The organism is Pseudomonas sp. GW822-FHT05A08 (assembly GCF_058800485.1).
The window spans coordinates 2,304,296-2,324,490 of sequence record NZ_CM179511.1 but is presented as its reverse complement, the minus strand read 5'-3'; the positions used below and the strand labels follow the sequence as shown (position 1 = coordinate 2,324,490).

The following is a 20,195-nucleotide window of genomic DNA, read 5'->3' as shown; positions in this document are numbered from 1 at the left end:
CGGTCGCGATCGCAGCCTACGGCAGCGGCTAAAACTCGCCCACGCGAAATCCCGGAAAACAGGCCCGAGGCATATAAAGGTTCTGCGGGGGAAATAAATAGAGAAGGCTGTACCGCGACAGCCGTGAGTCGGCGACCCGGACGGGCCACCGACTCAGCACATCAGGCTACCGGATTGATCGAGTTTTCCGGGTACCAGACGTCCAGCAGCGGGCTGACTTCAACGCTGGTCAGCTCGGTGCGGGCCTTGAGCCAGGCTTCGACCTTGGCACGTTGCTCTTCGCTGACCGAACCGCGTTTGCTCAGGCAAACCAGGCCGAAGTCATCGCCACCAACATAGCCGAGGCCGTTGGCTTCCATCGCTTCTTTCAGGAACGCGTCGAGGAAAGCGTCAATAGCCTCTTCGGCCAGATCTTCTTTGAAATCCAGGTTCAGCTCAAAACCCAGCTCCTGAAATTCATCTACGCACAGTTTTTTGCGCAGACGGCGGGAACGGTTAGTGGCCATGGAACAATCCTCATAAGTAATAACGGGCGGCACTTTACCAGTTTAAGCAACCGATTGCCTGACTCTATGAGGGCCTTGGCCTGCCATTGGGAAAAAAATAGCGCATTAGCCCGCCGCGGCACGGCACAAGCCGCTATACCTTGGGGCATAATGCCGACACTTTCGTGACCACTGAGGGAATTTATCGTCATGCCCTCGTCTTTTCTCCCCTCGGCTGTAGGGTTTTACTTCACATGATCAAATCTTTGCGTCCACTTTTTCTTGCCGGTCTTCTTCTGCCCCTGGCCATTTCCGTTTCCGCCGCCCCCGTCAACACCACCCTTTCGCCCAAGGTTCAACAGGCCCTCAAGGCCAGCAAACTGCAAGACAACGCCCTGTCGCTGGTGATGATCCCACTCAGTGGCCCGGGCACGGCCACCGTTTACAACGCCGATGTGTCGGTCAACCCGGCCTCGACCATGAAACTGGTTACCACCTACGCCGCCCTGGAAATGCTCGGCCCGACCCACCAGTGGAAAACCGAGTTCTACACCGACGGCACCCTGAGCGGCGGCATCCTCAATGGCAACCTGTACCTCAAGGGCGGCGGCGATCCCAAGCTGAACATGGAAAAACTCTGGTTGCTGATGCGCGACCTGCGGGCCAACGGCGTGCAGCAAGTGACCGGCGACCTGGTGCTGGACCGCAACTTCTTCGTGCAGCCGCAGCTACCGCAGTTCAACGACGACGGTAACGACGAGAACAAGCCATTCCTGGTCAAGCCCGACGCCCTGCTGGTCAACCTCAAGGCCCTGCGCTTCGTGGCGCGCAACGATTCGGGCAAGGTGCTGATTTCCGTCGAGCCGCCGATTGCCAGCATTCGCATCGACAACCAGGTCAAGGCCATCGGCGGCAAACAGTGCACCGGCAACGTGCGCTACAACCCGGTCCCACAGGCGGACGGCAGCGTCACCGTGACCGTCAACGGCCAGCTGGGCGACGGTTGCAGTTCGCAGACCTACCTGTCGCTGCTCGACCACGCGACCTACACCGCCGGCGCCGTACGCGCCATCTGGAAGGAACTGGGCGGCAGCATCCAGGGCAAGGACCGCCTGGCCGCCGTGCCATCCAGCGCCAAGGTGCTGGCCCGGGCCTTCTCGCCGGACCTGGCGGAAATCATCCGCGACATCAACAAATACAGTAACAACACCATGGCCCAGCAACTGTTCCTCAGCCTCGGCGCGCAATACCGCACCGAAGCCGATGGCGACGATGCCAAGGCGGCGCAACGGGTGGTGCGTCAGTGGCTGGCGAAGAAAGGCATCACCGCGCCGCACCTGGTGATGGAGAACGGTTCGGGCCTGTCCCGTGCCGAACGGGTCAGTGCCCGCGAAATGGCCTCCATGCTGCAAGCGGCCTGGAGAAGCCCGTACTCGGCGGAGTTCATCAGTTCGATGCCGATCGCCGGCATGGACGGCACCATGCGCAAGCGCCTGAAGCGCACCGCGATGTCCGGTGAAGCCCACGTGAAGACCGGGACCCTGAACACCGTCCGCGCCATCGCCGGCTACAGCCGCGACAGCAACGGCAACACCTGGGCCGTGGTAGCGATTCTCAACGATCCGAAGCCCTGGGGCGCGTCCTCGGTGCTCGATCAAGTGCTGCTGGATCTGTACCGCCAGCCGAAACTGGCAGACACCGCTTCGACCCTGTAAGCCGTCACTCAGGTGGCGCGAGGGCAACCTCGCGTCACCCCACTTCCGCGTCCCTGCCTACCCCATCTCGGCCTCGACCCGGTCGCGCCCAGCCTGCTTGGCCGCATAGACCCCGGAATCCGCCCGCAGCAACAGCCCGTCGGCCCCTTCGTGCTCCCGCCAGCTGGCGATGCCGAAACTGGCCGTGACAATGCCCACACCATCGATCGGCGAGCTGCGCAGCCCGCGCCACAGCTCCTCGGCCAGGACATAGGCTTGCTGGCCATCGGTGTCCGGGCACAGCACCATGAACTCTTCGCCGCCCAGCCGGCAAAACACATCCGTGCGCCGCAGACGAAGGCCGATGCGCTCACAGACGCCGCGCAGCACCATGTCGCCGATGGCATGCCCGTACTGGTCGTTGATCCGCTTGAAGTGGTCGATATCCAGCATGATCACCGCCAGGCTGCCCACCCCGCGCTCGACCCGCGCCATTTCCGTCTGCAGGCGCTCCTGGAAATAGCGGCGGTTGTGGATACCGGTCAGCGAGTCGGTGACCGACAGGGCCCGCAACTCTTCCTCGACCCGCTTGAGGTCGGAGATGTCCGACAGATAGCCATGCCACAGCACCCCGCCCCCTGCCAGCTTTTCCGGGGTCGCTTCACCGCGTATCCAGCGCAGGCCGCGCTGTGGCAACTGCACCCGATATTCCTCGCGCCAGGGGCTGAGTTTTTTCGCCGAGGTCCAGATCGAGCCGCGCACCCGGGCCGCATCGTCCGGATGAATACGCTCGAACACCGGGTTGGCATCGCGCTGCAACTGCTGTGGATCGATCTCGTAGATATCGCGGATGCCGTCACTGACGTAGCTGAAGCTGGAATGGCCTTCGGCATCCACCTGGAACTGATAGATGGCGCCCGGTACATGGGCGCTGAGTTTCTTCAGCAGGCGATCGCGGGCCGCCAGCGCCTCGTGGACCCGCTTGCGTTCGGTGATGTCGATACAAATCGCCAGGTGCCCGACCCATAAACCGTGATCGTCCAGGACCGGGGTGGCCAGCATATTCACCACCAGATGGCTGCCATCGCGGCGCATCAGGGTCCACTCGCGGGTTGCCTCGCCCCGCTCTTCGGAACCGTCCACCAGCATCGCCTGGCACATCGGGATCTGCCGGCCGTAACGCTGGCTCAGGGCTTGCGCGCGCGCATTCAGCTCCGCGGGCAGGTGCAGGCTTTCCAGGGTCAAGTGGCCCACCACCTCGGCGCTGTTGTAGCCGAGCATATGTTCGGCGCCGGCATTGAAGGTGCTGATCACGCCCCGCAGGTCGGTGGCGATGATCGCCACCTGGGTCGCCGCATTGAGCACGCTGCGCAGCTGTCCGTGGGTGCCGCGCAATTCCTGCTCCCTGGCCCGCAGCTCCCCGGTGCGCTGCTCCACCAACCGCAGCGCGCGCTGCCGCTGGCTGACCAGGACATACAGCAAGGCACTGAGCAGCAGGCTCAGCAGCGTGCCCAGGACCACCTGGCTGGACACCGAAGAATGGTTGGCCTGGAGGAACACCGCGCTGGGGCGGATGTTCACCTGGTAATCATGGTCGGCCAGGCTCAGCACCCGGCTCACCGCCAGTGGGCTGTCCCCCGGGCCGTTGCTCGATTCATAGAGTTTGCCGTACGACTCGGCGGTCGACAGGTCGATGATCTGCACGAACAGGTTGTCCTGACTCTGCTCGGGCAGACCATCGACCACCAACTGGCGCATGCTGATCACCGCGATCACATAACCGTAAGGCTCGGGGGTCGACATGGCCACATCGGCACGCAGGCTGACGGGAGTCGCGAGGATGATGCCGCGCGCGTAGGAAGGCTCGACTCCGACCAAGCGCACCGGCTGCGAAACCGCCACGCCGCCACGCCGCCGTGCCCGCTCGAGAGTGTCGCGGCGCATTGGCTGGGCCAGCAGGTCGAACCCCAGGGGCGAGCCCAGCGGGCTTTGGGTCTGACTGTAGAGCACCGGTATGTACTCATCGCGCTCGGCGGCTCGCTGCAGCTTGCCTTCGGCATTCAGGTCGGCAATGAAATAATCCGGCGCCCCCTGTTCCTGCGCCATGCGCTCGAACAGCGCACGCTCGGCACCGCTGACGCGCGGCGCCCAGGCGTAGGCCTGGGTACGATGCAAGAGCGGTTGGGTGTAGCCGTCGAAATCCTGGCGCGAGACCGCGCCGGAATTGATGAAGAAGCGCTTGAGACCATCCAGGCGCTGCTCCTGATCTTCGAAGCGCTCTTCGATGCGGCTATAACGTTCGCTGGCCAGCAGCTGGAAGCGTTGGCGCAACTGCTGCTGATACAGATTGAGGGTCGACCAGGCCAGCAGCCCGGTCAATACACAGCCAAACAGCAATACCACTAACGCGACCAGCCAGGCCGACACGTCTTCGCTGATGAAGCCCAGGATTTTCGGGCGTACCGAGTGCAACGACATAAGCAAAACTCATAACGCCAGCGAACGTGAGCGTCACATGGGCTTGCATTGAGTTATAGCTATTCGCCACTAATTTGGCTAGAGCAAAGAGCCTTGAAAATCAAGGCTCTGTGGATCCAATCAACCTCAGCGGGCGGTGATTTTCCAGGCCCGGTGGATCTTGCCGTTACGGGCGAAATCCGGGTCGATGGTCTTGGCGGTGATCTCCTCGACGGCATAACGCGCCGCCAGGTTTTCCTCGAGCTGGAACTTGCGGAAGTTGTTGGAGAAATACAGCACGCCACCGCTGGCCAACCGGGCCATGGCCAGGTCGAGCAGTTGAACGTGGTCACGCTGCACGTCGAACACCCCTTCCATGCGCTTGGAGTTGGAGAAGGTCGGCGGGTCGATGAAGATCAGGTCGAACTCATCGCGGCAGGTCTCCAGCCAGGCCATGACATCGCCCTGCTCCAGACGATTCTTGTCGGAGAAACCGTTGAGCGACAGGTTGCGTCGCGCCCAGTCCAGGTAGGTTTTCGACAGGTCGACGCTGGTGGTGCTGCGCGCGCCGCCCTTGGCCGCGTGCACACTGGCGGTGGCGGTGTAGCAGAACAGGTTGAGGAATCGTTTGCCGGCGGCTTCTTTCTGGATCCGCAGGCGCATCGGCCGGTGGTCGAGGAACAGCCCGGTGTCGAGATAGTCGGTGAGGTTGACCAGCAGCTTCACGCCACCTTCGCTGACCTCGGTGAACTTGCCCTGGGCGCTCTGGCGTTCGTACTGCTTGGTGCCGCTCTGGCGTTCGCGGCGCTTGATCACCACCCGGCTCTTGTCGACGTTCAACGCTTGCGGAATGGCCGCCAGGGCATCGAACAGACGGGCCTGGGCCTTTTCCGGGTCGATGGATTTCGGCGCGGCGTATTCCTGCACGTGCACCCAGTCGTGGTACAGGTCGATGGCCAGGGAATATTCCGGCATGTCGGCATCGTAGACGCGATAGCACTCGACGCCTTCGCGCTTGGCCCACTTGCCCAGCAGCTTGAGGTTCTTCTGCAGGCGGTTGGCGAACATCTGCCCGCCTTCGCTCAGGCGCGCCTGCTCGACCACGGGGGCTGGCGCCGGCGCCGGTTTGATCGGGTTGCCGTTCTTGTTGTACTGGCGCTCCTGCGGAACCAGCGGCGCCTTGTCGGCCTCGGCCTGTTCACGCTCGATCTGCCGTTGCTCCGGGGTACGCCGCTCACCAGTGACGAACTGGTCTGGCTGCACCTTGATCAACAGTAGCTTGCACGGCAAGGCGCCGTTCCAGAACGAATACTGCTTGTGGCTGCGGATGCCCATGCGCTTGCCCAGGTCCGGTGCGCCGGTGAATACCGCCGCTTCCCAGCCCAGGCAGGCCTGACGCAGGCGCTCGCCAAGGTTCTGGTAGAGATACAGCAGGCTGGCTTCGTCACCCAGGCGCTCGCCGTAGGGCGGGTTGCTGATCACCAGGCCTTTCTGGTTCTGGTCCGGGCGCGGCTCGAAGGTCGCCACTTCGCCCTGGTAGATCTTGATCCACTCACTGAGGCCGGCGCGCTCGACGTTGTTGCGCCCTGGCTGGATCAGCCGCGGGTCGGCTTCGTAACCGCGAATCCACAGCGGCGGCTTGGCCAGGCCGGCCTGGGCCCGCGCCTGGGCTTCTTCATGCAGCTTGCGCCACAGGGCCGGGACGTGACCGAGCCAGGCAGTGAAACCCCATTGCTCGCGCTTGAGGTTGGGGGCGATGTCGGCGGCGATCATCGCAGCTTCCACCAGGAAGGTCCCCACGCCGCACATCGGGTCGGCCAGGGCGCCGCCATTGGCCGCGATACGTGGCCAGCCGGAACGGATCAGGATCGCCGCCGCGAGGTTTTCCTTCAGCGGCGCCGCGCCCTGCTGCAGGCGATAGCCGCGCTGGTGCAGGCTGTGGCCGGACAGGTCGAGGGAGAGGATGGCTTCGCCGCGATCCAGGCGCAGGTGAATGCGCAGGTCCGGGTTGAGCTTGTCGATGGAGGGACGCTCGCCGGTCGGCGTGCGCAGCCGGTCGACGATGGCGTCCTTGACCTTCAAGGCGCCGAAGTGAGTGTTGTCGATGCCCGAGCCGTGGCCGCTGAACTCCACAGCCAGGGTGCCGTCCGCCAGCATGTGGTCCTGCCAGTCGACGTCATGCACGCCGTGATAGAGGTCTTCGGCGTCCTTCATCGGGAAGCGCTTGAGCACCAGCAGTACCCGGTTGGCCAGGCGCGACCAGAGGCATAGGCGGTAGGCGGTCTCCATGTCGGCCATGCCGCGCACGGCCGAGGTATGTTCGCGCGCGTCTTCAAGGCCAAGCCCGGCGGCTTCCTCGATGAGCAGGCCTTCAAGGCCTTTGGGACAGGTGAGGAAGAGTTCGTAGCGATCCGACATGGGAGTTCAGGGCCTTTAGCAATAAGTGAACGGACAACGCATCGTCCGCCCGGTTTTCAATCAAGCGCTTTTCTTGAAGAGCGCTCGCGTGGCACGAATCTGTGCCGTCCCGCCCCTGCTGTTCAGCTCGCCGCTAGCGGTGACCACTGGGGTCAAAAGAGCTTAGATGCCGGGGCAGATAATAAAGTCAGCGAAACAAAAGGTCATAACTCGACCTTTCATCGAATAATACCTGAGTGCAACGGAATGGAATTCTCACTAAAGCATTAAGCCCATCATCCAGTAAGAGGCTGATCAGAGCGAGGTTTGCCTGATCAACCCGATGTAAAGCAGGCCGTTCTTATGGCCTCAACATCATTATCGTTACGTCCTTATGACAAAACGATCATTCCATCGTTGTGACGCATTGGTTAGAAATCAACTCAGGTTGGCGCCGCAATGACGCCAACGCCACGCTCGCGACGCCGGCAGCGAGCACCAACGGCAGAAGCATTCTGCCCGGCCTCAAACGAGGCCGACGGGACATAAGACAGTCAACAAGTGAGGGAAACACCCTATGAGAAGACTTAAGCGTGATCCGTTGGAAAGAGCATTTTTGCGCGGATATCAGTATGGCGTTCATGGCAAGTCCCGTGAGCTTTGCCCATTTACTCTACCGTCGGTACGCCAAGCCTGGATCAATGGCTGGCGCGAAGGACGCGGCGACAACTGGGACGGTATGACCGGCACTGCGGGAATCCACAGACTCAACGAACTTCACGCCGTCGGCTAAAACAGGGCACACATTCCGACACCAAAATCTGAATACGTAACGACTTAACCACGCACGTCCCATCCGGACGGCGGGCTGCGGCCCAGGGGCTCCTTTCAGGAGCCCTTTTTATTGGCCGCGCAAAAAGCCGCTGTCCTCAGCGCAACGCCGCGATCGCGTCCACCGACTCGCGAATCAGCGCCGGGCCCTTGTAGATGAAGCCCGAATACAACTGCACCAGGCTGGCGCCGGCAGCGATCTTTTCCGCCGCATGCTTGCCTTCGGTGATACCGCCCACCGCAATGATCGGCAAACGCCCGGCCAGCTCGCCCGCCAGCACCTTCACGGTGTGGGTGCTCTTGTCGCGCACCGGCGCGCCGGACAGGCCGCCCGCCTCGTCGCCATGCTCCATGCCTTCGACGCCAACGCGGCTCAGGGTGGTGTTGGTGGCGATGACCGCGTCCATTCCGGTCTCGATCAGCGCTTGCGCCACTTCGGCGGTTTCTTCGTCGGTCATGTCCGGGGCGATCTTGATCGCCAGCGGTACCCGCTTGCCATGCTGCACCGCCAGCTCTTGCTGACGCTGGCTGAGAGCGCCAAGCAACTGCTTGAGCGACTCGCCGAACTGCAGGCTGCGCAGGCCCGGGGTGTTGGGCGAACTGACGTTGACCGTCACGTAGCTGGCGTGGGCATACACCTTGTCCAGGCAGATCAGGTAATCATCCACCGCACGCTCGACCGGGGTGTCGAAGTTCTTGCCGATGTTGATCCCCAGCACGCCCTTGTACTTGGCCGCCACCACCCGGGCCAGCAGGTGATCGACGCCCAGGTTGTTGAAGCCCATGCGGTTGATGATCGCCTCGGCTTCCGGCAGGCGGAAGATCCGCGGCTTGGGATTGCCCGGCTGCGGACGCGGAGTGATGGTGCCGATTTCGACGAAGCCGAAACCCAATTGGGCGAAGCCGTCGATGGCCGCACCGTTCTTGTCCAGGCCGGCCGCGAGGCCGACCGGGTTCGGGAAGTCCAGGCCCATGACCTTCACCGGCATCTGCGCCGGCGCCTTGCACAGCAAGCCATTGAGGCCCAAACGCCCGCCCGCGCCGATCAGGTCCAGGGACAGATCGTGGGAGGTTTCCGGGGAGAGTTTGAACAACAGCTGGCGGGCCAGGGTATACATGGGCGGGCTTGACTCGGTGGCGGCGAAATGAGGCGGCGATTATAGCCGGGCATGGGGGCCGCAGGCGAGGCACGCGGCGAAATCAGCGGTGAATGGCATATGCCTTGCACCACAACCTGCATCAGCACCCAGGCCAATGGCGGCGTGGGTCGAAAGACAAAGGCGTCGTTACCCCGCCGGCTCTGCCTGGCGTGCGGGTGCGACGTTTTTTTATGGAAGCTTTTTATCGAGGGCGCCACCCCATGAATGAACTCCCCGTCAGCCCGCTGGCCTGGGTCAACGGCAGCGATGCCCCGGAAAAGACCGCGATCAACCTCGGCTTCATGGCCTTGAGCGACTGCGCCTCGGTGGTGGTCGCCGCCACCCAGGGCTTCGCCCAGCCTTACGGCCTGACCCTGAACCTCAAGCGCCAGGCGTCCTGGGCCAACCTGCGGGACAAGCTGGTGAGCGGCGAGCTGGATGCCGCCCACAGCCTGTACGGCCTGATCTACGCCGTGCACCTGGGCATCGGCGGGGTCAACGCCAGCGACATGGCGGTGCTGATGGGCCTGAACCAGAACGGCCAGAGCATCAACCTCTCGCGGGAGCTGCAAGCCCTGAACGTGACCACTCCTGAAGCGCTTCACCGGCACGTGCACCAAAGCCGGGCAAGGCTGACCTTCGCCCAGACCTTCCCCACCGGCACCCACGCCATGTGGCTGTATTACTGGCTGGCCGCCCAGGGCATCCACCCGTTGCAGGACGTCGACAGCGTGGTGGTGCCGCCGCCGCAAATGGTCGCGCACCTGCAGGCCGGGCGCATCGACGGTTTCTGTGTGGGCGAACCCTGGAGCGCCAGCGCGGTGAACCAGAACCTGGGCTTCACCCTGGCCACCAGCCAGGCGATCTGGCCCGACCACCCGGAAAAAGTCCTCGGCTGCACCCGCGCCTTCGTCGAGCAGTACCCGAACACCGCGCGGGCTCTGGTCATGGCGATCCTCGAGGCCAGCCGCTTCATCGAGCAGAGCCGCGAGAACCGCCAGAGCACCGCGCAACTGCTGAGCGCCCGCGAGTACCTCGATGCGCCGCTGGACTGCATCGAGCCGCGCCTGCTCGGCGAATATACCGACGGCCTTGGCCACCGCTGGCAGGACCCGCACGCGCTACGCTTTCATAATGAAGGCGCGGTCAACCTGCCGTATCTGTCCGACGGCATGTGGTTCATGACCCAGTTCCGCCGCTGGGGCCTGCTGCGCGAAGACCCCGATTACCTGGGCATCGCGCGCCAGGTGCAGCAACTCGAGCTCTATCGTGAAGCCGCCACCGCCGTCGGCGTCGCGTCCTGGGGCCAGGACATGCGCAGCAGCCAGTTGATCGACGGCAAGCTATGGGACGGTTCGGACCCGGCCGCCTATGCCCGCAGCTTCCAGCTGCACGCCATGAGCGACAGCTCCCCTCTTCTCGCCAGCCGCTGACAGGAGCCCGAGACCATGTTGCGTATCCTGCTGATCAACGACACCGCCAAGAAGGTCGGTCGGCTCAAGGCGGCCCTGATGGAAGCCGGTTTCGAGGTGATCGACGAGTCGGGCCTGACCATCGACCTGCCGACGCGCGTCGAAACGGTGCGTCCGGACGTGATCCTGATCGATACCGAATCACCGAGCCGCGATGTGATGGAGCAAGTGGTGCTGGTCAGCCGCGACCAGCCACGGCCGATCGTGATGTTCACCGACGAGCACGACCCCGACGTGATGCGCCACGCCATTAAGTCCGGGGTCAGTGCCTACATAGTCGAAGGCATCCAGGCCCAGCGCCTGCAGCCCATTCTCGATGTGGCCATGGCCCGGTTCGAGAGCGACCAGGCCTTGCGCGCGCAGCTGCAGGCCCGGGACCAGCAACTGGCCGAGCGCAAGCGCATCGAGCTGGCCAAGGGCCTGTTGATGAAGATGAAAGACTGCAACGAAGAACAGGCCTACACCCTGATGCGCCGCCAGGCCATGAGCCGCCAGCAGAAGCTGATCCAGGTGGCCGAGCAGATCATCGCCATGAGCGAGTTGCTGGGCTGAATCCCGCAACTGTGGGGCAGTGGCCTATCGAGGGCAAGCCTCGCTCCTACGGAGACGACCGTGAGTTTCTGCAGGAGCGAGGCTTGCCCGCGATCCGGGACACCTGGACTGCAACTCTTGGCACAAATCTGGCTATGTAATCGGCACAGGTAACCAACGGCGGTTGCCCCACCTACGACAAAGACGTCGCACACCCTTCTCGCTCCAGGCGATGCGGGTTGCGGCGTTTTTTCGTTTTGGCCCCACAGCCCGGGGCCGGTGGAGCGGCCGTAATGGCGCCCCACGCAAAAGCTCATGACTCCTTTCGAGACTCTTAACAGCTGAGGTGCGCGATGAATTCAAGCTTCTGGAAATCCGGCCACACCCCGACATTGTTCGCGGCCTTCCTCTACTTCGACCTGAGCTTCATGGTCTGGTACCTGCTCGGCCCACTGGCCGTGCAGATCGCCGCCGACCTGCAACTGACCACCCAGCAGCGCGGGCTGATGGTGGCCACGCCGATCCTGGCCGGCGCCGTGCTGCGGTTCGCCATGGGCCTGCTGGCCGATCGCCTGTCCCCCAAGACCGCCGGGCTGATTGGCCAGGTGATTGTCATCGGCGCGCTGTTCTGCGCCTGGAAGCTGGGCATCCACAGCTATGAACAGGCCCTGCTGCTGGGGCTGTTCCTGGGCATGGCCGGCGCTTCGTTCGCCGTGGCCCTGCCGCTGGCCTCGCAATGGTATCCACCACAGCACCAGGGCAAGGCGATGGGCATCGCCGGGGCCGGCAACTCCGGCACGGTATTCGCGGCGCTGTTCGCGCCCTTGCTGGCCGGTGCCTTCGGCTGGAGCAACGTGTTCGGCTTCGCCCTGATCCCACTGATCCTGACCCTGGTGCTGTTCGCCTGGCTGGCCAGGAACGCCCCGGAACGGCCCAAGGCCAAATCCATGGCCGACTACTTCAAGGCCCTGGGCGACCGCGACAGCTGGTGGTTCATGTTCTTCTACAGCGTGACCTTCGGCGGCTTCATCGGCCTGGCCAGCGCCCTGCCCGGCTACTTCAACGACCAGTACGGCCTGAGCCCGGTCACCGCCGGCTACTACACCGCCGCCTGCGTGTTCGGCGGCAGCCTGATGCGCCCGCTGGGCGGCGCGCTGGCCGATCGTTTCGGCGGCATTCGCACCCTGCTGGTGATGTACAGCGTCGCGGCGGTATGCATCGCCGCGGTCGGTTTCAACCTGCCCAGCTCCTACGCGGCCCTGGCCCTGTTCGTATGCACCATGCTCGGCCTGGGTGCGGGTAACGGCGCGGTCTTCCAGTTGGTGCCGCAACGCTTTCGTCGCGAGATCGGGGTGATGACCGGGCTGATCGGCATGGCCGGCGGCATCGGTGGTTTCGCCCTGGCCGCGGGCATGGGCGCGATCAAGCAAAGCACCGGCAGCTATCAACTGGCCCTGTGGCTGTTCGCCAGCCTGGGCGTGCTGGCCTGGTTCGGCCTGCACGGGGTGAAACGCCGCTGGCGGACCACCTGGGGCTCCGCCGCTGTCACCGCGGCGCGGGTCTGAGCCGTCCATGAGCCTGCAACTGAGCCACGCCCAGGCCAGCGCCATCGGTCCGCGCGCGGAGAACCAGGACGCCTTGCGCATGGTCACCCCGGCGCCGACCCTGGCCGCCAGCAAGGGCCTGCTGTTCGCCATCGCCGACGGTGTCAGCCAATGCGCCGATGGCGGCCTGGCCGCGCGCTCGACCTTGCAGGCGCTGGCGCTGGACTACTACGCCACCCCGGAAACCTGGGCCGTGGCCCAGGCGCTGGAACGCCTGCTGCTGGCGCAGAATCGCTGGTTGCAGGCCAACGGCGGCGGCCAGCCGCTGCTGACCACCGTCAGCGCCCTGGTGCTGCGCGGCCGGCGCTTTACCCTGGCCCATGTCGGCGATTGCCGGGTCTATCGCTGGCATGCCGATCAGTTGCAACGCATCAGCGACGATCATGTCTGGGACCAACCCGGCATGCAGCATGTGCTCAAGCGTGCCCTGGGCCTGGACCAGCACCTGGTGGTGGACTTCCTCGACGGCGAGCTGCGGGAAAACGAAAGTTTCCTGATGCTCAGCGATGGCGTCTGGGCGACCCTGGGCGACACCGCCATCGCCGCGATCCTGCGCGACCAGCCCGACCTCGACAGCGCGGTGCAGACCCTGGTCAGCGCCGCGCACCTGGCCGGCAGCCAGGACAATGCCAGCGCCCTGCTGGTGCGGGTCGAAGCCCTGGGCGAAAGCTCCATCGGCGACGCCCTGATTCACTTGCAGCAATGGCCACTGCCGCCGCCTCTCAAACCGGGCCAGCACTTCGAAGGCTGGCAGGTCGTCGAGGTGCTCGGACAGAGCCAGCAATCCCTGCTGTACCGCGTGCTCGATGCGCAACAACAACCCTGGCTGCTGAAAACCCTGCCCGGTCATCTGCACGACGATCATCAGGCCGGGCAATCGCTGCTGTCAGAGGAGTGGTTCCTGCGTCGGGTGGCCGGCCGGCACTTTCCCGAAGTGCATGCCGCGACCAGCCGCCAGCATCTGTATTACGTGATGCGCGAATACCCGGGGCAGACCCTGGCCGAGCATCTGCAACAACATGGTCCCTTGCCGCTGGCGCAGTGGCAGGACCTGGCCGAGCGCCTGCTACGGGCCGTGGGTCTGCTGCACCGCCGGCAGATCCTGCACCGCGACATCAAGCCGGAAAACCTGCTGCTCGGGGACGACGGCGAACTGCGCCTGCTGGATTTCGGCCTGGCCTATTGCCCCGGCCTGTCCGAGGACCAGGCGCACCTGCTGCCCGGCACCCCGAGCTATATCGCCCCAGAGGCTTTCAACGGCGTGGCGCCGACACCGCGGCAGGACCTGTACGCGGTAGGCGTGACCCTCTACCACTTGCTGACCGGGCATTTTCCCTACGGCGAAATCGAAGCCTTCCAGCGCCCGCGCTTCACCACCCCGGTCAGCGCCAGCCGCTATCGCCCGGACCTGCCGGACTGGCTCGAACAGAGCCTGGAACGCGCGGTACAGGCCGATCCGGCCCAGCGTTATGAAACCGCCGAAGAGTGGTTGCTGGCGCTGGAACAGGGCGAGCGCCGCAGCCTCAGCGTGCGCCCCAGACCGCTGCTGGAACGCGAGCCCTTGAAAGTCTGGCGCACCCTGGCGCTGGTCTCGCTGTTGCTCAACCTGCTGTTGCTGTACCTGTTCCTGCATCACTGACCTCACTGTTTTCCTGTAGCCGCTGCCGCAGGCTGCGACCGGCACCGCAGGGGCCGCAAAACCTGACGACGCGGTTTTACCCGCAGGTAGGGGATAGCGCCTTACGCCGGCTACGCCGTCGATCGCAGCCTGCGGCAGCGGCTACAGGGATAGCGCAGCGTGCGCCAGAAACGGGCAAGACGCTTTGAATCGGTGCAGAAAATCCTCCCTGCTGGCCAGAGGCAGGCTTTCAGCCCTGCTGAAACCGCCATTGGCGGAACTTGGCACAACCGCTGCATTAACTCTCCCAACAGCACATACGACCCGGCCTTCAACGACGAAGGATGGGTTTTCCCGAGAGAACGGGACCGGACAAAGGCGTCCTGCCAGGCAACTGGCGGGGCGCCTTTTTTGTTTGTGCAACGTTTATCGAGCCAGGCCCGGCATGCCCGACGGTCTGTCTACGCGGAGAGCGAAATGAACAAACTCAAGCTGGTGATGATCGGCAACGGCATGGCCGGGGTCCGTACCCTGGAAGAGCTGCTCAAGCTGAGCAATGAGCTGTACGACATCACGGTCTTCGGCGCGGAACCCCACACCAACTACAACCGCATCCTGCTCTCCCCGGTACTGGCCGGCGAACAGACCTTCGAAGAGATCGTGCTCAACGACCTGAGCTGGTACCTGGACAACCACATCAAGCTGCTGCTCAACCGCAAGGTGGTGCAGATCGACCGGGTCAAGCGCCGGGTGATCGCCGAAGACGGCAGCGAAGCCGAGTACGACCGCCTGCTGATCGCCACCGGCTCGACCCCGTTCATCCTGCCGATTCCCGGCAACGACCTGCTGGGCGTGATCGGCTACCGCGATATCGCCGACACCCAGGCGATGATCGACACCGCCAAGACCCACAAGCACGCAGTGGTCATCGGCGGCGGCCTGCTCGGCCTCGAAGCCGCCAACGGCCTGATGCTGCGCGGCATGGACGTGACCGTGGTGCACATCGGCGAATGGCTGCTGGAGCGCCAGCTGGACAAGACCAGCGGCCAGCTGCTGCAAAGCGCCCTGGAAAGCCGCGGCCTGAAATTCCGCCTGAGCGAACAGACCCAGGCCCTGCACGACGCGGGCAATGGCCGGGTCGGCTCGGTGCAGTTCAAGAACGGCGACATCATCCCCGCCGACCTGGTGGTGATGGCCGCCGGCATCCGGCCCAATACCGAGCTGGCGGAAAAAGCCGGGCTGCCGTGCAGCCGCGGGATCCTGGTCAACGACACCCTGCAGACCTACGACCCACGCATCTACGCCATCGGCGAATGCGCCAGCCATCGCGGCATCGCCTACGGCCTGGTGGCGCCGCTGTTCGAACAGGCCAAGGTCTGCGCCAACCACCTCGCTCAACTGGGCTTCGCCACTTACAAGGGCTCGGTGACCTCGACCAAGTTGAAAGTCACCGGCATCGACCTGTTCTCCGCCGGCGACTTCATGGGCGGCGAAGGCACCGAGACCATCACCCTCTCCGACCCCATCGGCGGCGTGTACAAAAAACTGGTGATCAAGGACGACATCCTGGTCGGCGCCTGCCTGTATGGCGATACCGCCGACGGCGGCTGGTACTTCCGGCAGATCCGCGAGAACCACGCCATCGGCGAGATCCGCGACCACCTGATGTTCGGCGAGAACGCCCTGGGCGATGTCGGCCACCAGGGCCAGGACAAGGCCATGAGCATGGCCGACAGCGCCGAAGTCTGCGGCTGCAACGGCGTGTGCAAGGGCACCATCGTCAAGGCGATCCAGGAGCACGGCCTGTTCAGCGTCGACGAGGTCAAGAAGCACACCAAGGCCGCCAGTTCCTGCGGCTCCTGTGCCGGCCTGGTGGAACAGATCCTGATCAACACCGTGGGTGGCGCGGCCGACGTCAAGCCGAAAAGCGAGAAAGCCATCTGCGGCTGCAGCGACCTCAACCATGGGCAGATCCGCCAGGCGATCCGCGAACAGCACCTGCTGACCATCGCCGGCACCATGAGCTACCTGAACTGGCGCACGCCCAACGGCTGCGCCACCTGCCGCCCGGCGCTGAACTACTACCTGATTGCCACCTGGCCGGGCGAAGCCAGGGACGATCCGCAATCGCGCCTGATCAACGAGCGGGCCCACGCCAATATCCAGAAAGACGGCACCTATTCGGTGGTGCCGCGGATGTGGGGCGGCGTCACCACCGCCTCCGAACTGCGGCGTATCGCCGACGTGGCGGACAAGTACCAGGTGCCGATGGTCAAGGTCACCGGCGGCCAGCGCATCGACCTTTTGGGTATCAAGAAGCAGGATTTGCCCGGGGTCTGGAAAGACCTGGACATGCCCTCCGGCCACGCCTACGGCAAGTCCATCCGCACCGTGAAAACCTGCGTCGGCAGCGAGTTCTGCCGCTTCGGCACGCAGAACTCCACCCAGCTGGGCATCGAGCTGGAGCATGACCTGTTCAACATGTGGTCGCCGCACAAGGTCAAGCTGGCGGTCTCCGGCTGCCCACGCAACTGCGCCGAGGCCGGGATCAAGGACGTCGGCATCATCGGCGTCGACTCGGGCTGGGAGATGTATATCGGTGGTAACGGCGGGATCAAGACCGAGGTCGCGGAGTTCTTCGTCAAGCTGAAAACCGCCGACGAAGTGCGCGAATACAACGGCGCTTTCCTGCAGCTGTACCGCGAGGAAGCCTTCTACCTGGAGCGCACTGTGCACTACCTGCAGCGGGTCGGCATGGCGTACATCAAGCAGGCCATCATCGAAGACCCGCAACGGCGCAAGGCCCTCAACGAGCGCCTGCAATTCTCCCTGTCCTTCGAACAGGACCCGTGGAAGGAGCGCCAGGAACAGCCGCAGCTGAAAAAAGAGTTCGAGCCGATCCGCGTCAAGCAACTGGAGGTGCTGCCATGAACTGGCTGGATATCTGCGCCCTGGACGAGATCAACGCCCTGGGCTCGCGCATCGTCAACGGCCCCAGGGGCGATATCGCGATCTTTCGCACCAGCGACGACGAAGTCTTCGCCCTCGACGACCGCTGCCCGCACAAGGGCGGGCCGCTGTCCCAGGGGCTGATCTACGGCAAGACGGTCGCCTGCCCGTTGCATAACTGGCAGATCGACCTGGAGTCCGGCGAAGCGCAGGCGCCGGATATCGGCTGCGCCCATCACCATCTGGCGCGGGTGGAAAACGGCCGCGTGCTGCTGGCCCTGCGGGATGCCGGCTGATGAACCGCCAGACGACCGCCTCGACCTGCTGTTACTGCGGCGTTGGCTGTGGCGTGCTGATCGAGCACGACGGCGAACGCATCCTCGGCGTCAGTGGCGACCCGAGCCACCCGGCCAACCACGGCAAACTGTGCAGCAAAGGCTCCACCCTGCACCTGACCGGCGACCTCGCGGCCCGCGCCCTGTATCCGGAATTGCGCCTGGGCAAGGCCCTGGCGCGCAGCCGCACCGACTGGGACACCGCACTGGAACACGCGGCCAACCTGTTTGCCGAAACCATCGCCGAACACGGCCCGGACAGCGTGGCCTTCTATATCTCCGGGCAATTGCTTACCGAGGATTACTACGCCTTCAACAAGCTGGCCCGGGCCCTGGTGGGCACCAACAACATCGACAGCAATTCGCGGCTGTGCATGTCCTCGGCGGTGGTCGGCTACAAACGCAGCCTGGGCGCCGACGCCCCGCCCTGCAGCTACGAAGACCTCGAACTGAGCGATTGTGTGATGATCGTCGGCAGCAACATGGCCTACGCCCATCCGGTGCTGTTCCGCCGCCTGGAGCAGGCCAAGCGCCTGCGGCCGCAGATGAAAGTGATCGTCATCGACCCGCGGCGCACCGACACCTGCGACCTGGCCGACCTGCACCTGGCGATCCTGCCCGGCACCGATGTCGCACTGTTCCACGGCATCCTGCACCTGCTGCTGTGGCAGGACTGGATCGATCGCGACTTCATCCAGGCGCATACCGAAGGCCTGGCCGAGCTGAAGAACCTGGTCCACGACTACACCCCGCATATGGTCGCGCAGCTGTGCGGCATCAGCGTCGAGCAACTGCGCCAGTGCGCCGAATGGGTCGGCACCTCGCCGAGCTTCCTGTCGCTGTGGTGCATGGGGCTGAACCAGTCCAGTTCCGGCAGCGCGAAAAACAGCGCACTGATCAACCTGCACCTGGCCACCGGGCAAATCGGCCGCCCCGGGGCCGGCCCTTTCTCCCTCACCGGCCAGCCGAATGCCATGGGCGGCCGGGAAACCGGCAGCCTGTCGAACCTGTTGCCGGGACACCGGGACGCCGCAAACCCGGAGCACCGGGCTGAAGTCGCGGCCTACTGGGGCGTCGAGCAATTGCCGGCCAACCCCGGCCTGAGCGCGATCGAGCTGTTCGAACAGCTGCGCGGCGGCAAGATCAAGGCGCTGTGGATCGCCTGCACCAACCCGGCGCAATCGCTGCCCGACCAGAACGCGGTGCGAGAGGCCTTGCTGGCCTGCCCGTTCGTGGTCCTGCAGGAAGCCTTTCGCACCACCGAGACCGCGACCTTTGCCGACCTGCTACTGCCCGCCGCCAGCTGGGGCGAGAAGGAAGGCAGCGTGACCAACTCGGAACGGCGCATCTCCCATGTGCGCCGCGCCGTGGCCGCGCCGGGCGAAGCACGCCCGGATTGGGCCATCACCCTGGACTTCGCCCGGCGCCTGGAACAGCGCCTGCGCCCGCAACGGCCCAGCCTGTTTGCCCTGGATACGCCTGCCCAGCTGTTCGATGAGTACAAACAGCTGACCCGCGGCCGCGACCTGGACCTTTCCGGCATCAGCCACGCACTGATCGACCGTATCGGTCCGCAGCAATGGCCCTTCCCCGCCGGTGCCGAACAAGGGACGCCGCGGCTGTACGTCGACGGCCGCTTCCCGACCGCCAGCGGGCGGGCGCACTTCGTCAGCGACCCGTATCGCGCGGCCAAGGAACAGCGGGATGCGCGCTTCCCCCTGACCCTGATCACCGGCCGCCTGCGGGATCAATGGCACGGCATGAGCCGCACCGGCACCGCGGCCCAGCTGTTCGGGCACGTCAGCGAGGCCGTCCTCAGCCTGCACCCGGACGAACTGCGCCGGCAGAACCTGCAAGCGGGTGACCTGGTCTCGCTGAAAAGCCGTCGCGGCAGCGTGATAGTCGCGGTAGCGGATGACGACAGCGTGCGCCCGGGCCAGGCTTTCCTGCCGATGCACTGGGGCGATCGGTTTCTCAAGGGCGGCGTCAATGCCGTGACTCAGCCGGCGTTCGATCCACTGTCCAAACAGCCGGAACTCAAGCACAGCGGTGTACGCCTGGAACCGGTCCAGTTGCCGTGGCAATTGTTCGCCCTGATCGAAGGCGACGTGCAGCGGCATTTCGAAGCCCTGCGCCTGCTCTGCGAAAGTTTCGCCTACGTCAGCCTGAGCCTGGCCGGTCGCGAACGCCCGGCCCTGCTGCTGCGGGCGGCCAACGCCGAGGCGCCGGCGGCGCAACTGCTCAAGGACATCGACCAGTTGCTGGGGCTCAACGCAGGCCCGGTGCTGGCCTATGACGATCCTCGGCGCTCCATCGGCAAGCGGGTACGCATCGAACAGGGGCGGATCACCGCCATTCGCCTGGCCGGTGAAACCCTCGCCCGGCACTGGCTGCAGAACCTGTGGCTGGAAGGCAAGGCCGATGAGCAACTGCGCCGCTGGCTGCTGGCGCCGATGAGCGCGCCGCCGGGGGCGGCCGGGCTCGTCTCGAGCGGCAAGACCTTGTGCAACTGCAAGAACGTCAGCCAGAGCGCGGTCTGTGCCGGGATCTCCCGCGGCCTGGACCTCGATGGCCTGAAACAGGAGCTGGGCTGCGGCACTCAATGCGGCTCCTGCGTCCCCGAAATCAAACGTCTGCTGGCCAGCTCGGCACAGCCCGTCGCAATCCCCCTGTGAGGAAACAA

At 64.6% G+C, this 20,195-nt stretch carries 13 protein-coding genes; 9 read left to right on the top strand and 4 right to left on the bottom strand.

From position 1 onward, the window contains the following. Nucleotides 1-161: 161 nt before the first annotated feature. Nucleotides 162-506, bottom strand: a complete 345-nt coding sequence (locus tag AC3RCP_RS10555) for a YggL family protein (protein WP_007932191.1) — start codon at nt 504-506, stop codon at nt 162-164. Nucleotides 507-739: 233 nt separating this feature from the next. On the opposite strand from AC3RCP_RS10555, the gene dacB reads away from it, so the two are divergent. Next, a complete protein-coding gene (dacB, locus tag AC3RCP_RS10550) occupies nt 740-2,200 on the top strand; it encodes a D-alanyl-D-alanine carboxypeptidase/D-alanyl-D-alanine endopeptidase (protein ID WP_007932190.1) in 1,461 nt (486 codons plus the stop codon). Nucleotides 2,201-2,257: 57 nt separating this feature from the next. Here the strand turns inward: dacB and AC3RCP_RS10545 are convergent, their stop codons facing one another. Both AC3RCP_RS10545 and rlmKL read right to left on the bottom strand, forming a co-directional pair. Then, nucleotides 2,258-4,657 carry a sensor domain-containing diguanylate cyclase gene (locus AC3RCP_RS10545; protein WP_492571636.1) on the bottom strand — a complete coding sequence of 800 codons (2,400 nt, stop codon included), beginning with the start codon at nt 4,655-4,657 and terminating at the stop codon, nt 2,258-2,260. Between the two features lie 126 nt (nt 4,658-4,783). Further along, a complete protein-coding gene (gene rlmKL, locus AC3RCP_RS10540; RefSeq protein ID WP_007932188.1) occupies nt 4,784-7,054 on the bottom strand; it encodes a bifunctional 23S rRNA (guanine(2069)-N(7))-methyltransferase RlmK/23S rRNA (guanine(2445)-N(2))-methyltransferase RlmL in 2,271 nt (756 codons plus the stop codon). A gap of 556 nt (nt 7,055-7,610) precedes the next feature. On the opposite strand from rlmKL, the gene rmf reads away from it, so the two are divergent. Then, a complete protein-coding gene (gene rmf / locus AC3RCP_RS10535; protein WP_002553055.1) occupies nt 7,611-7,826 on the top strand; it encodes a ribosome modulation factor in 216 nt (71 codons plus the stop codon). 136 nt (nt 7,827-7,962) lie between these two features. Here the strand turns inward: rmf and AC3RCP_RS10530 are convergent, their stop codons facing one another. Continuing rightward, nucleotides 7,963-8,982, bottom strand: a complete 1,020-nt coding sequence (locus tag AC3RCP_RS10530; RefSeq protein WP_492571637.1) for a quinone-dependent dihydroorotate dehydrogenase — start codon at nt 8,980-8,982, stop codon at nt 7,963-7,965. A gap of 242 nt (nt 8,983-9,224) precedes the next feature. Here AC3RCP_RS10530 and AC3RCP_RS10525 point away from each other — a divergent pair, with 242 nt between their 5' ends. From AC3RCP_RS10525 to AC3RCP_RS10495, 7 genes are all read left to right on the top strand, one after another. After that, complete coding sequence (locus AC3RCP_RS10525) at nt 9,225-10,436, top strand: CmpA/NrtA family ABC transporter substrate-binding protein (protein ID WP_101337271.1); 1,212 nt, start codon at nt 9,225-9,227, stop codon at nt 10,434-10,436. Nucleotides 10,437-10,451: 15 nt separating this feature from the next. Beyond that, complete coding sequence (locus tag AC3RCP_RS10520) at nt 10,452-11,027, top strand: ANTAR domain-containing response regulator (protein WP_007932173.1); 576 nt, start codon at nt 10,452-10,454, stop codon at nt 11,025-11,027. A 332-nt stretch (nt 11,028-11,359) separates the two neighbouring features. After that, nucleotides 11,360-12,571, top strand: coding sequence for a nitrate/nitrite transporter (locus tag AC3RCP_RS10515; protein WP_009042928.1), 1,212 nt, complete (start codon nt 11,360-11,362; stop codon nt 12,569-12,571). Between the two features lie 7 nt (nt 12,572-12,578). Next, the gene (locus AC3RCP_RS10510) at nt 12,579-14,249 is read left to right on the top strand and encodes a bifunctional protein-serine/threonine kinase/phosphatase (RefSeq protein ID WP_492571638.1); all 1,671 of its coding nucleotides are present in this window, start codon (nt 12,579-12,581) and stop codon (nt 14,247-14,249) included. 456 nt (nt 14,250-14,705) lie between these two features. Further along, on the top strand, nt 14,706-17,159 hold the full coding sequence (nirB, locus tag AC3RCP_RS10505) for a nitrite reductase large subunit NirB (RefSeq protein WP_492571639.1): 2,454 nt from the start codon (nt 14,706-14,708) through the stop codon (nt 17,157-17,159). Continuing rightward, complete coding sequence (nirD, locus tag AC3RCP_RS10500) at nt 17,156-17,473, top strand: nitrite reductase small subunit NirD (protein WP_007927531.1); 318 nt, start codon at nt 17,156-17,158, stop codon at nt 17,471-17,473. The genes nirB and nirD overlap by 4 nt, the downstream gene beginning before the upstream one ends. Continuing rightward, nucleotides 17,473-20,187: a nitrate reductase gene (locus tag AC3RCP_RS10495; RefSeq protein ID WP_492571640.1), complete on the top strand. Its 2,715-nt coding sequence runs from the start codon at nt 17,473-17,475 to the stop codon at nt 20,185-20,187. The genes nirD and AC3RCP_RS10495 overlap by 1 nt, the downstream gene beginning before the upstream one ends. The last annotated feature ends 8 nt before the right edge of the window (nt 20,188-20,195 follow it).

Excerpts from the sequence above, each read along its gene's own strand:
- AC3RCP_RS10520 (WP_007932173.1), top strand. The coding sequence starts at position 10,452 with ATGTTGCGTATCCTGCTGATCAACGACACCGCCAAGAAGGTCGGTCGG.
- nirD (WP_007927531.1), top strand. The coding sequence starts at position 17,156 with ATGAACTGGCTGGATATCTGCGCCCTGGACGAGATCAACGCCCTGGGC.
- nirB (WP_492571639.1), top strand. The coding sequence starts at position 14,706 with ATGAACAAACTCAAGCTGGTGATGATCGGCAACGGCATGGCCGGGGTC.
- dacB (WP_007932190.1), top strand. The coding sequence starts at position 740 with ATGATCAAATCTTTGCGTCCACTTTTTCTTGCCGGTCTTCTTCTGCCC.
- AC3RCP_RS10525 (WP_101337271.1), top strand. The coding sequence starts at position 9,225 with ATGAATGAACTCCCCGTCAGCCCGCTGGCCTGGGTCAACGGCAGCGAT.
- AC3RCP_RS10555 (WP_007932191.1), bottom strand. The coding sequence starts at position 506 with ATGGCCACTAACCGTTCCCGCCGTCTGCGCAAAAAACTGTGCGTAGAT.
- AC3RCP_RS10495 (WP_492571640.1), top strand. The coding sequence starts at position 17,473 with ATGAACCGCCAGACGACCGCCTCGACCTGCTGTTACTGCGGCGTTGGC.
- rmf (WP_002553055.1), top strand. The coding sequence starts at position 7,611 with ATGAGAAGACTTAAGCGTGATCCGTTGGAAAGAGCATTTTTGCGCGGA.
- rlmKL (WP_007932188.1), bottom strand. The coding sequence starts at position 7,054 with ATGTCGGATCGCTACGAACTCTTCCTCACCTGTCCCAAAGGCCTTGAA.
- AC3RCP_RS10545 (WP_492571636.1), bottom strand. The coding sequence starts at position 4,657 with ATGTCGTTGCACTCGGTACGCCCGAAAATCCTGGGCTTCATCAGCGAA.
- AC3RCP_RS10510 (WP_492571638.1), top strand. The coding sequence starts at position 12,579 with ATGAGCCTGCAACTGAGCCACGCCCAGGCCAGCGCCATCGGTCCGCGC.
- AC3RCP_RS10530 (WP_492571637.1), bottom strand. The coding sequence starts at position 8,982 with ATGTATACCCTGGCCCGCCAGCTGTTGTTCAAACTCTCCCCGGAAACC.
- AC3RCP_RS10515 (WP_009042928.1), top strand. The coding sequence starts at position 11,360 with ATGAATTCAAGCTTCTGGAAATCCGGCCACACCCCGACATTGTTCGCG.